The organism is Aquiflexum sp. (genome assembly GCF_977115555.1).
This window is the reverse complement of record NZ_CDSBKL010000005.1, coordinates 19,207-32,464: the sequence shown is the minus strand read 5'-3', so window position 1 is coordinate 32,464 and position 13,258 is coordinate 19,207. Positions and strand designations below refer to the sequence as shown.

The 13,258-nt window shown below is 39.9% G+C and carries 9 protein-coding genes; 6 read left to right on the top strand and 3 right to left on the bottom strand.

The window, feature by feature from the left end:
- Positions 1 to 190 precede the first annotated feature (190 nt).
- From ACZFYI_RS00820 to ACZFYI_RS00795, 6 genes are read left to right on the top strand one after another with little or no spacing between them, the layout of a single operon-like run.
- Entirely contained in the window at positions 191 to 895 is a 705-nt protein-coding gene (locus tag ACZFYI_RS00820) for a hypothetical protein (protein ID WP_462522220.1), read from the top strand.
- Positions 888 to 2,969 carry a TonB-dependent receptor plug domain-containing protein gene (locus ACZFYI_RS00815; protein WP_462522219.1) on the top strand — a complete coding sequence of 694 codons (2,082 nt, stop codon included), beginning with the start codon at positions 888 to 890 and terminating at the stop codon, positions 2,967 to 2,969. The genes ACZFYI_RS00820 and ACZFYI_RS00815 overlap by 8 nt, the downstream gene beginning before the upstream one ends.
- Positions 2,875 to 3,627 carry a hypothetical protein gene (locus tag ACZFYI_RS00810; protein ID WP_462522218.1) on the top strand — a complete coding sequence of 251 codons (753 nt, stop codon included), beginning with the start codon at positions 2,875 to 2,877 and terminating at the stop codon, positions 3,625 to 3,627. The genes ACZFYI_RS00815 and ACZFYI_RS00810 overlap by 95 nt, the downstream gene beginning before the upstream one ends.
- Complete coding sequence (locus tag ACZFYI_RS00805) at positions 3,627 to 4,772, top strand: DUF4249 domain-containing protein (RefSeq protein ID WP_462522217.1); 1,146 nt, start codon at positions 3,627 to 3,629, stop codon at positions 4,770 to 4,772. Before ACZFYI_RS00810 ends, ACZFYI_RS00805 begins: the two co-directional genes overlap by 1 nt.
- A 39-nt stretch (positions 4,773 to 4,811) precedes the next feature.
- Positions 4,812 to 5,969 carry a DUF4249 domain-containing protein gene (locus ACZFYI_RS00800; protein ID WP_462522216.1) on the top strand — a complete coding sequence of 386 codons (1,158 nt, stop codon included), beginning with the start codon at positions 4,812 to 4,814 and terminating at the stop codon, positions 5,967 to 5,969.
- Positions 5,970 to 5,976: 7 nt separating this feature from the next.
- Positions 5,977 to 7,608, top strand: coding sequence for a hypothetical protein (locus ACZFYI_RS00795; RefSeq protein WP_462522215.1), 1,632 nt, complete (start codon positions 5,977 to 5,979; stop codon positions 7,606 to 7,608).
- Positions 7,609 to 7,703: 95 nt separating this feature from the next.
- On the opposite strand, the gene ACZFYI_RS00790 is transcribed toward ACZFYI_RS00795, so the two are convergent.
- The 3 genes from ACZFYI_RS00790 to mdh form a co-directional block, all read right to left on the bottom strand.
- Positions 7,704 to 9,368 (bottom strand): mechanosensitive ion channel family protein, encoded by a 1,665-nt coding sequence (locus tag ACZFYI_RS00790; protein ID WP_462522214.1) that lies wholly within the window; start codon positions 9,366 to 9,368, stop codon positions 7,704 to 7,706.
- A gap of 94 nt (positions 9,369 to 9,462) precedes the next feature.
- Complete coding sequence (locus ACZFYI_RS00785; RefSeq protein WP_462522213.1) at positions 9,463 to 12,186, bottom strand: hypothetical protein; 2,724 nt, start codon at positions 12,184 to 12,186, stop codon at positions 9,463 to 9,465.
- Positions 12,187 to 12,287: 101 nt separating this feature from the next.
- Entirely contained in the window at positions 12,288 to 13,226 is a 939-nt protein-coding gene (gene mdh / locus ACZFYI_RS00780) for a malate dehydrogenase (protein WP_462522212.1), read from the bottom strand.
- Between the last annotated feature and the right edge of the window lie 32 nt (positions 13,227 to 13,258).

Genomic DNA, 13,258 nt, shown 5'->3' with positions numbered 1-13,258 from the left:
GTAGTCATGTGGGTTGTATTAAAAATAGGTTTGAATTAATAATAAATTTTGAAATTACAGGTCTGAACATTAAAAATACGGTATCAATAATATAAAATTTAACCATCCGTAAAAATCCAAAATACTTCTGATTTCTCCCTTCTTTTTTTATCTATATTGATCATATCAAACCAGTACTCCTAGAAAACCTATGAAACCTTATTTTTTTTCACTCATTATAAGTGTTTGCGTTGTATCAAATCTCCAAGCACAGTCGTCTCAAGAATTAGAAGATGCCTATAAGGCCAATATTCCTCTCCATCAAGAGATAGTAAGTGGGGGATATTATGTCGATCCTCCACAAAACATAGAAGGTTTCCCTTATTTTAAATCCAAAAATTTTGAATACAGCAGCCTGACCATTAATGGCCTTACATATGAAAATGTCCCTTTGTTATACAATATTTTCTCTGATGAGGTGGTTACATTCCACCCTGTCCACAAGCAAAAAACTTTGATCAAAACAGATAAGATTGATGGATTTGTGCTGCCGGATAAAATCACATTTATCAGGATAAATGAAAATCCAGAATACAGCCATCATGGAAAGGGATTTTATGAATTAGTGGAAAAAGGAGAGCAGGCAAATCTGTTGTGCAAGCATTTCAAAACTACCAAAGCCAAAAGAGAGATGACTCAGTATAGTAGCGTTTTTGTTGATAAGTCTGATTTTTTGATCCAAAAAGGGGCTCAGATAGAAGAGATAAAAAGCAAAGGTCAAGCTATCACTTTTTTGGGTCTGGATAAGAAACTCGTCAACCGGGGTGCCAAAGAAAAAAGCCTGAATTATAGAAATGACAGGCGCAGGTATTTGTCTTTTTTGGTAGAATCCTTTAACGAATCGACACATGAATAAGCTGCTGATATTGATCCTGTTTTTTGGGATATTTTTAGTACCAAAAATTTGGGCGCAGGATTTAAAACCAGGCGAAGAAAGGATTTCGGGTTTATTTCCTGGATTGAGTTTTGAGAGGTTTGCAAATCAAATTGAATCTCAGACCTCTTATAGATTCTATTTCTCCAAGGAGGATGTAGCCGACATAGTGGTCAATATCAGCGCCAAAGACAATACCATCAGCCAAGTGCTTTCAGGAGTATTTGAAGGCACAAATCTGAAATATCACCTTGATGAAAAAAACAGGATTTTTGTGACCAAGGGGACAGCCCTTGACACTTCTTTGCCCAAAGATTTTTTTTCTCAAGTATCCGAAATTGAAAAAGACAGCATCCTTCGGCAAAGTGACATCAGCAGGGCTTTTTCCAGAAACAAGCTGTATGTAATCGGAAAGGAAGATAATTCAGGGAAAACAGAAGCTGTTTTACGTGGAAAAATTACCGGACTTGAAACAGGAAATCCGGTTTTTGGAGCAGTGATTTTCGAAAAAATCAACTACACAAGGGCTATCGCCAATCAAGATGGGCTTTTTGAAATCAAATTGCCGATCGGAAGACATACAATTTTCATTCAAAACCTTGGGGGATTTGTGGAACAACGTCAGATAAGTCTTCAGGGCGATGGGGTATTGGATGTAGCCATCGAAGAAAACATCATATCCCTTTCTGAAGTCACCATTTCTTCGGAGAAAATGACCAATATCTCCAGACCGGAAATGGGTGTACAAAAACTGAACATGGAAACCATGAGGCAGATTCCGGCCATATTGGGAGAAGTGGACATCATCCGAAGCATCCTGACCCTTCCTGGTGTACAGACTGTCGGTGAAGCAAGTGTGGGATTCAATGTGCGGGGCGGTGCTGCTGATCAAAACCTGATTCTTTTCAACCACGCTACAATTTACAATCCTTCCCACCTTTTCGGTTTGTTTTCAGCCTTCAATCCAGACCTTGTTGAATCTGTGGATTTGTACAAAGCCGGCATCCCAGTACAGTATGGGGGGAGACTTTCTTCGGTATTGGATGTACATGCCAAATATGGCAATGATAAAAAAATCACTGTCCGGGGAGGAATAGGATTACTGACCGGCAGGATCTCAGTAGAAGGTCCTGTGGGAGAAAAAACAACTTTTGCACTCGGTGCCAGATCGACTTATTCTGATTGGCTATTGAATATTTTGGAAGAAAATACAGATTTCAAAGATGGCAGGGCAAATTTCTATGACCTCAACCTCAATGTTTCCCATAAACTGAATGACAAAAACATCATCAGACTGAATACCTATGGAAGCAGTGACCGATTTGGTTTTGATAGGGATACTACCTTCATGTACCAAAACAGGAGTATCAACATAGGATGGACTCATTACTTCAGTGACAGATTGGAAGGAGAATTTGTCGCAGGGCGAGACCATTATCAGTTCGATATCGAAGGGAGAGACAATCCTGCGAACAGTTATGATTTTGGTTTTGGCATCAGACAGGATTTTTTCAAAGCAAATTTCTCTTATGAGTATGACCTGAGACACACCATTACTTTTGGTGTCAATACTATCAGATACCAACTTAACCCGGGGTTTATCCAGCCTTCAGGACCGGAATCCATCGTGATACCCGAAGAAGTAAACCCGGAACAGGCTCTCGAAACGTCGATTTACTTGGGTGACAACTTTGAGGTAACGGATGAATTTTCCATCAATTACGGGATGCGCTACGCCGTTTATAATTATTTGGGGCCAAATACAGTCCGAGAATACAAGCCGGGTTTACCAATTTCCCCACCGAATTTGGTCGGAGAAACTACTTTCAATAATGGGCAAACCATCAAAACTTACAACGGACCTGAGTTCCGGATTTCTGCAAGGTATAGCCTTAACAATATTTCCTCAGTCAAAGCAGGGTACAATACCAACAGGCAGTTTATCCATTTGCTGACCAACAATGCCGCCATTGCGCCGACTGACATTTCCCAATATCCGCCCACAATGGGGAGATCAGGTTTCGATCGGATATTACAGAAACATCAAAGTAGATAAGTTTGAGTTTTCGGTAGAGGCTTATCACAGGTCAATGAAAAACCTTATCGATTTCCGGTCAGGAGCTTCTTTGATCTTGAATAATGCGATTGAGCAAAGTGTCCTAAGAACTGATGGAAGGGCTTATGGGGCGGAATTTTTGTTGAGAAAAAACACAGGAAAACTCAATGGTTGGATAAGCTACACGTATTCCAGGTCATTGTTGAGAACGGCACAGGAGGAAATGGCTGAAAAAATCAATGGAGGGGAATGGTATCCAAACAACTTCGACCAGCCACATAATGCTGTTTTGGTAGGAAATTATGCTTTGAGTAAGCGTTTCAGTACATCTGTCAATGCCAATTACAGCACAGGAAGACCGATCACACTCCCTGTCGCAAAGTTTAATTATGGAGGATCTGAGCGGGTTTATTTCTCTGACAGAAATGCTTATAGGATTCCGGATTATTTCAGAATCGATGTGTCGATCAATATAGAAGGAAACCATAAAGTCAGAAAACTTGCCCATTCCTCTTGGTCTATCGGGGTATATAACCTTTTGGGGAGAAGAAACCCTTACTCGGTATATTTCACCCCTGTCAACGGGATTTTGCAGGGATACCAATTGTCCATCTTTGCTGAACCGATTCCATTCATAACTTATAATTTCCGAATCTGATGGGAAAGGGTATCTCCTATATTGTGGCGGTAATATTGGCATTCTTATGGGGAAGCTGTCGTGACCCTTTCGAACCGGAAGTGACAGATCAGGACATTTCCATCCTAGTAGTGGAAGGATTTATAGAAACGAACGGAGAGGAATCCATCCTATATTTAAGCAAAACCAATCCTATCAGAAGCGATACTTCGGCACTTCCGGTCACCGATGCTACGATTATTCTGAAATCTGAAACAGGGGAACAATGGGCTTTTAGTGAATCCGATCTTGGAACTTATACCTATACCGGTTTTTTTGACACGGACAAAACCTACCAACTCAACATCAACCTTTCTAATGGTAAACAATACGTTTCAGACCCAATGAAACCTATTATCAGCCCTGAAATCAATGAATTGAATTTCTTGAGAGATGAGGCTGGTGTGGAAATTTTCATAAGTACCAAAGGCAACGATGAAGCCCAATATTTCCTTTGGGATTATGAAGAGCATTGGATTTTCAGACCTGGTGTGATTTCATTTTTAAAGTTTGAAGATGGGGCGGTTTCGAAAAGAGAACCCGATGAAAGAATTGACCTTTGCTGGAACACCAACCTATTTCCAAAGATAATTCTTCAAAATTCTGCAAGATTTGAAGACAACACCATCATCCAAAGGGAACTTGTCAGGATCCCAAATCAGTCAGAAAAATTAACCCAACGGTATAGCATTAAAGTCAGACAAAGGGCAATAGACCAAGCCACGTATGATTTTTGGGAAATTTTGAGAAAGAACTCTGATGATATCGGTGGTATATTCAGTCCCTTGCCGTCTCTGATCGGTGGCAATATCAAGGCTGTCACTCTTGGAGAGGACAATGCTATAGGATATGTAAGCATGGGCCAATCAGCAAGTCAGCGTATATATATTGACTATGCAGATGTCGCACCATGGAAGGTGTTCATTCCTGAATATGAATTTTGTTTTGTTTTTGGGGACACCATTCCCCCCAATAGGGCGAGTACCGCATTCAACAATATTGATAGGGTTCCGGCAAGGGAGATATTTGACGGGATGTTTTTTCTTGGCTACCAGGCATCCACAAAACAATGTACAGATTGCACCCTTCGGGGAACCAATATTGCTCCCGATTTTTGGGAAGATTGATTAGCTTAAATTATAAAGAATACAAAAAACCAGTTTTAAGTGAAAAGAAAAATAAACCATATCGTCAAAACCTTATTTTTGCTGACCATTTTTTTGGTGGGATGCAGAGATCCCTTTGAACCAGAGGTGACAAACCAGGATCTTGCAGTCCTAGTGGTCGAAGGGTTTATTGATATCGGTGGAGAACTGTCCGAAATAACTTTGAGTAGAACAAGCCCAATCCGAAGTGGCTTAGGGTTTAGGCCGGAAAGCGGTGCCTTGGTATTCTTAAGATCCGAAACAGGTGAAGAATGGGCTTTTCAGGAATCCCAAACAGGGGTTTATTCCCATTCGGCCGTTTTCGATGCCAATCTTACCTACCAACTCGGAATCAATACCCAAAATGGAATCCAATACCTTTCTGACCCAATGACACCCATTATCACACCCGAGGTAGAAGAACTCGGTTTTTTGCAAGACAATGCCGGAGTCGAAATATTCATCAGTACCAAAGGGAATGAGGAAGCCCAATATTTCCTTTGGGATTACGAAGAGGACTGGATTTTCCGTCCAGGTGTCCGAAGTCAGTTTATTTTTAATCCCATCACAAAAAATGTGGATTTTAGAAAAGATGATCAAAAAATAGATCTCTGCTGGAAATCCAACCAATTCCCGAAGATTATATTACAGAATGCAGCACGTTTTCAAGACAATACCATCCTGCAACGTGAATTGGTAAGAATTCCTCTCAAATCTGAAAAACTGACCCAACGCTATAGCATCAAAGTACGTCAAAGGGCCATCAATAAAGAGACCTATGATTTTTGGGAGATTTTAAGAAAAAATTCAGACGATATCGGCGGGATATTCAGCCCCTTACCCTCTCTAATCACAGGAAATATCAATGCCATTAACTCAGACGGGGAAAATGTAATCGGTATCGTCAGTATGGGAAAGTCAGCATCCAAAAGGATTTATATCAATGCCCAAGATGTAGCTCCTTGGCCGTATTTTATCGAAGAGTATGAATTCTGCAAGCTCGACCAAGACACTGTCCTTATTGCGAATTATGAAAGAGAATTTGCAACCGGGTCTAGATTGCCGGTGGTTCCTGTGGTAGTAGTCACTACTACGATAGGTTTTCGAGCAGCTACTAGGGAATGTACAGACTGCACTTTGAGGGGAACCAACATCAAGCCTGATTTTTGGGAAGATTAACACTGAAATGATGACAACAAAAAGACTTTTGACCATGCTGATATTTGTTTTAATCATCATCCCTATGAAGGGATGGTCTCAAAGCAAAGTTGAAGAATCAGTATACGCCCATGTTTCCAAAAATATAGCTATCACCGGCGAGACAATTTGGTTTTCGATGCAGGCATTGGATTCCGCCCTTAAATTCTATTCTAAAATTGGCTATGCGGAGTTGATTGATAGAAATGGGCTGCCTGTCCATCAGCTAATATATCCCCTAAATAATGGTAAATCTGAAGGATATATAGAAATCCCAAAGGATCTGGAATCAGACAATTACCTGTTGAGATTTTATACCCGAGTCAGTCCTATGATCGGAGAAAAGGGAATTTTCAACCAGTTCATTACCATCATCAACCCTAGGAAGCCCTCCAAAATAAAAGCACCCCTAAAAACAGGGAAAATTTATCCGCCTGTAAAAGCGACGGAGATGGATAAGGAAAAGGTGATTTCTTTACCAAAAAAATCCGAGGCTGTTTTAGACCTAACTCTATCAAGCTTCAAAACAGGATCATCGATTTCCATTTCTGTTTCAAATCCATTCTTGCCGGAAACCCATGCCGGGTATTATATGGGTGAAATCTACCAAGAATTAGAGAAAAGTAATGAACTCATCCCTGAGCCATTTGGCCATATTGTCCATGGTAAAAACCGAAACGCTGAGATTGATACAACAGAGACATTTTTCCTTTCCACACATGGAGTGCAGTCATATTTGAGTTCGGCCAAGCCAAAGGAAAGCGGGGATCTATATTTTGAAATCGGTGCACTTAAATCCTATAAATACCTGATCGCCCAATCTTCAGATATCGAAAAACAACTCAATTTCTCTCCTGAATTGCCATTTTTGCCTTTGAAATTTAAAGAGGACTTTATTTTCCCTGTCCTACAAATGGCAGAAAAAGACAGGGATTTCCTTTCGGATTTGATTCTTGCGGGCCAGGTCAGTACATATTATTATTCCAATGACTCCATAGAGTTCTCTCCGATTGTGATTGGTTTTGATGCTGACAAAACTTATTTGTTGGATGACTATACCAGATTTGAAAATATGGAGGTTACCCTTAGGGAATATGTTCCAGAAGTATTGGTGAGAAAGCAGAATAAAAAAACACTGTTTAAAGTATTAAACAGCCCTTTGGGTTCTGTTTTTCAGGAGAATCCGCTGATCTTAATCGACGCCATGCCTGTTTTTGACACCGATGCCTTGGCTGCATTTGATCCTGTAAACATCCAAAAACTTGAGGTGATGACCCGCGAGTTTTCTTTCAATGAGGACAAATATTCAGGAGTGATGAGTTTTACCTCTTTCCAAAATGATTTCGGAAGTTTTCCATTACCCTCCAATGCCCTTTATCTCAATTATCCTGAAATCCAAAAAGTAAAAAGACCAAAATCTTCCCATTTGAATTCCAATCCATCAGTTCCGAATTTTCCTGATTTCAGAGGTACTTTGTTTTGGAATGCCGCGAAGGATTTATCCGCTCCTTTAGAAATTTACAGCTCTGAAATAGCGGGAGATTTTGAAATTACCATAGGGAATCAGGAGTCGGATGGCACAATGTCGTTTTTCACAAAAAGATTGAAAATACTTGACTGAGCATTTGTAAAAGGAAATAAACCTCACATAAATCAAAGCTACCTCCCTTTGAAGAAAAACCGGATTTGAAACCTTAGCTTCTATTGTTTACAAACTCAGGTGTCTTTTTTGTGAAGTTCCTTATCCAAAAATTCCTGCAACCTCGCCTTGTAAAGAGCCACATCATTGGGGTACGAAGGGACAAGTGACTTTTTTTCAGGGAAACTTTCCATATGCATGGTCTGCGTAGGAAATGCGAACCGCACACCCAAAGAATTTGCAAGGTTGACAATCTGGATCAAAATTTCGTGCCTACATCTTAATTCCTCCTGCCAGGTAGGAACTTGGAAAAAGATATAAAACATGACATCAAGGCTGTAGCTGGATAGGTTGTTGAAATATATATTAAAAACATCTTTGCGCGTATGGGGGTGCGCTTCTACTATTTTCCTCAATCCCAATACAAATGTATCTATCAAATCAGGTGGGGTATCATAAGTAATAGTAAGGGTAGAATAAAACCTTCTGTATTGTCTAAGTCCATGGTTATCTATAGTAGCATCCGCGATTTTACCATTTGGAATATACATCACCGAATTGCGGAAGGTCCGGATCCTGGTAGATCTAAAGCCTACCTCTTCGACAGTCCCATCGACATCTCCTGATGTGATCCAATCACCGACCTGAAAGGGTTTGTCTATAAAGATCATGATTGATCCGAAAAAATTTTTGATCGTATCCTGGGCAGCCAATGCAAATGCAAGTCCACCAATGGAAAGCCCTGTCAAAAACGGCACAATGTCAATTTCCAACCCATCTTTCAATACAAACAATGTACCCACTATAATGACCAAGGTTTTGAGTGATTTCCTGATGAGAGGGACAAGCTGGTCATCAAGATTTGACTCGGTCTTTTCAGCCAGTTTTGCAAAATACATAGCCACTATGTCTACGATATTATAAAAAACAATGGTGATCACCAATGGCTTTGCCACGTTAAGGATTTTTATCACCCAAGCCACTAATTCGGCGGGAAGCTGAAGTACCCTGATGAATAAAACCGAAAAAACAAGAATCAGGTAAATACTTATTACCCTTGCGAGAGGTAATATATATTTTTCCCCTAAATATCCATATCCAAACTTCTGGAGAAGGTACAGTAACCCCTTATCTAAAATTATTGTGAGTAATTTATGCGACAAAAAAAGAAGCAATACCAAAATGAATATTCCTGCCAACTGCCAAAAATGCAATCCAAAATAGACTTGATCACCTAATTTTGGCAAAAGGCTGAGCAGCCTTCCCGTACCATACGGGTAAGTCTCATGATATATTTTATCTATTTGGGAGACAGTATGTGAACTAAATTTCCACTCCCTTCCTATTTTTTCCAAATAAATTTGAGGAAAATGCCTTGAATCAAAAAAATATTTCGCTTGGTTATTGAATAGCGAATCTGTGTAGTCAGAATTGTCCGGAATTTGGACGAAGTTTACAATTATACCATTTCCGTCAAAAATTTGCTTAAGGCGTACAGCAAGATTTCCTCCTTCTGCTGTGTTGACATTGGTTAACCTCAAGGCTTTGGAAGCCTCGACCGGCTTGAAATTATCTTCTTCGAGATGATAGAAAAAATGTAATGCAGTACCATATGGGGTGCTTAGGTCAGGATTTTCTCCTTTTTGAGTAGAATGAGAATCCCAAAGTTCCTTCATGGAAGTCTGGGCTTTCAGACCTGAGAAACAAAAGCACATCAAAAAAATCAAAAAACCGGGTTTCATAAATTTTACCATTTGCTATTTCTTTTTTAAGGTATTAGCCAGGAATTCATTTGAAGTTAAATTATCCCTAAAGATTATCACTAAGAATGGAATATTAGTAGTCAAGTATGAATTCCTTAAATTCTTGTCCTGAAACTGCATAAATCAGGTATCTATTTTGTGCCGGAGAATAGGCAACATCAATTTTTCGGCTTCCGTCGATAGGAACTGGGTTAATGAGATTACCTTCAAAGTCATATAAATAAATAAATTCCTGAACCTTGTCGACCACTACAAATATGCTTTTATCTTGTCCAAAAGTAAAATATTGAAACTCCAGATCTTCAGACAATATTGGCTTTGAAAAGACTTCCTTAAAATCCGAATCCATAACGGTTACTTTATTGTACTCATGAACCACATATAAATACCTGCCATCTTTTTGGTCTTTGACAAGGTAAAACCTGCTTTCACGATCCGGCCGAAGCAATTGGTTGCGGAATGTGACCTCGCCAAGTAAGTTTACCATGATCACCTCCCCTTCTTTGGTCACAGTGACAAGCTGGGTCTCCTTGGCTGTTCCCCTTTCCAATAAGACATAATCAGAACTTAATTCCCCATTTACCTGAACCGGGCTTCCCTCTTCAGGCTCCCCTCTACGGTTGAAAAAATGGATTTTTCCTTTGGTTCCCAAAACAACCATCCGGTCTCCTATTCCCGCAACGCGGTGATGGGCAGGCTTTACAGCCAAAGGCGACCCGATAGATTTTGGATCCCAACCTTCCAAGGCCATTCCATATTTGTCAAATAAATAAAGATTTCCCTTTTGGGTGCCGACAAATATCCTGTAGTTGCGATCACCCTCATAATCCAATAAATTAATGTGGGAAATTGATTCATTGGTAAGTATGATCGGAAATTCAGGCAAAGGATTACCTATTCTGTCTATCCCATAGACTTTGTCTTTGGTGGCGAAAATCAGTTGGAGTTTGCCATTCTTGTAAAAATCAAACTGGAAAATTTCTGAAATAATCGGCCCGTCCAATCCTATTGAAAAAACTTCTTCCCCTTCACTTGTCAACAGGAAAAGATTGTTCAATTCATCCTGAACCACAAATTCAGTGCTGTTATCAATGAAATTTTGGATACTTACCGGTCCATAGATCAACGGGTTGGCAAAAGGAACCGATCTATTTTCGGTTAAAAAGGCTTCTTCCTCAGAAGCACCTATTTTTCCGAGATGATGGCTTATTCCAATATGAACCCTGGTTTTGTTTCCTGATTGCCCCATCTTTATAACCAACCTGTCAAAGGTTTTTAAATTGGACTCATACCTTTGAAAGAAGGATTGCCATCCTGGAGAACTACCCTCTTCGATGTTGCTCCAGAATTTCTGAATATCCAACATCATACTAAATCCAGATGGTGCTGTCATCGTAGATATAAGATTTTTTTCATTTGAGGATTGTCCCCAAGTTTTCCCTCTTTTCCAGTCATCAATAAAAACCTTGATCGCTTTACTGCTATTGGCGATAACAATTATTTCGTCAATCAAAGTAAAATACGAGTCACCAAACCCTACAAAATTGCCATTGAAAAGGTGAGCAGGAAACTCCTGAATCCCAATCATAAATATATTTTTTCCCTGATGGACATCCATTAATCTGGATATTTCTGTCTCCTGATTTTCCTCAAAACCAAATTTTTTGAGCAATTCAATCTGTACATTGGGGTTTTCTGTTTTAAGAAGCAAAATTTTATCCTGTGGCTCATTAGGGAGCTTTTCCAGGTTAAGAAATGCAATATGGCCGGTAAGGTATTTTGTAAAGCCTTTTTTAATCAATCCAGCTTCGATATCGCCCATCACCAAACTATTGAAAGGAAAATCCGATTCTAAATTTGAAAACAGCTGAAAAGGATCTTCGAGTTGGTATTGAAAATAAGTGGCTGTTTTATTGGAAATCAAGTCTTGGAAATAGTCGATTGCTGGAGTTCCGAGAGGCTTTAGACCTACATTTCTATCTCCATCAAAAAATACCGCCCCCTCAAGAAAAATACTGTCTGCTTTAAACTCCAACTGGAGGTTTGCGGACAATTTGTTTTTCTCAAAATTCTTAAGCGAGGTCAGGTTTTTGTCAAACCCAATCCCATTCACGATTCCGGCAATTCCAGCACTGCTTACTCTAAGGATTCCCAAACCTTTTGCTTTTGGCAATTCCTGAAAAAGCTCCTCATGAAACTCTCCAAATACGGATAGGTCCTCGTTTTGGGAATGCCTGATAGCGTCCTCGACCAAAAAAGAAGTGAAGCTTACAGCTAATAGATTGTCTATTCTTGCATATGTGAGTGTGATACCATCCCTTTTTGTTTTCAGCTCTTTGATGTCGATTCCACTGTAATTCCTTGAGGTTATTGAGCCTTTTTCAAGAACTTTATTCTCCAAATCTTTGATCAAGGAAAAACTTTCGGGGTTTTGATAGGCCAAAACAAATAAAAAATCAAATTCATCTTTGCCTGTAGGATGGAGTGAAACTGCCAGTTGATTTCCTTTGAGATTTCTTTGCAAAATCCCGGATCTACCGGCAAGGCTGTCCAAAATCAAAAGATTGTTTTCGGCATTTTTCAACGTCTGTATCCCGGATAGTGATTCCCAAAAAGGCTGACTTACGAGTTGGTTCCATGCCAAGACAGGCTCTAAGGTTTCAAAAACGAACAATGCTTCGGAAGAAATGACATCGACAGCATTCCTGTTTGTTTTCTGAAGGAAATATTTCCATACAACGATGGCGCCGGTCCCGACGCATACCAAAACAGAAAGGATTAAGATTATTTTTTTCAACTTTCAATCATTTTGGGGAATGGCTAGATTTTCCCCTGAGGGCAATAAAACAAAAAAATCCCGATAATTAACCGGGATTTTTTTGAAAAATCAGATTTGGATTATTTCGCAGAAATTTTATCCAGAACATTCATTACTTCCTTCACATGGCCTCTTGAAACCTCAAGCATGGCTTTTTCTTCAGCATTAAGTTCTAGTTCAATGACTTTCTCCACACCGTTTTTCCCCAAAATCACAGGAACACCTAGATAGCAGTCATCTATACCATATTCTCCATCAAGTTTGATACAGACCGGGAATACCCTTCTCTGGTTTTTGAGGATGGCTTCTACCATTTGAGCGGCAGCAGCTCCCGGAGCATACCATGCGGAGGTACCCATCAATTTGACAAGCTCCCCACCTCCGAATTTTGTCCTTTCAATGATGGCATCAAGTTTCTCTTTTCCGATCAATTCTGTTACAGGGATACCTGCTACGGTGGTGTATCTTGGAAGCGGAACCATGGTGTCTCCATGACCACCCATCAAGATGGCTTGGATCTCTTTGGAAGAGACATTCAACTCTTCGGCGATAAAAGCCCTGTATCTTGCAGTATCCAGGATACCGGCCATTCCGATTACTTTGTTTCTTGAAAAACCTGAAGTAATATGGGCCTGGTAAGTCATCACATCCAAAGGATTGGAAACTACGATGATGATGGCACTTGGAGAATGCTTCACCACATTTTCTGTTACGGACTTTACGATTCCGGCATTGGTCTCGATCAAGTCATCTCTTGTCATTCCCGGCTTTCTTGGCAAACCTGAAGTAATCACAATCACATCAGAATCAGCTGTTTTGCTATAATCATTGGTACTGCCGACCGTCCTGCTGTCATATTGATTGATCGGCGCTTTTTGCCAGATATCCAAGGCTTTGCCTTCAGCGATACCTTCTTTGATGTCTACCAATACAATCTGCTCTGCAATTTCTCTGTAGGCCAATACGTCGGCACAAGTTGCTCCGACATTACCCGCACCAACTACGGTTACTTTTGTCATGATATAAGGTTTATTTTTAGTGTTAATATTTA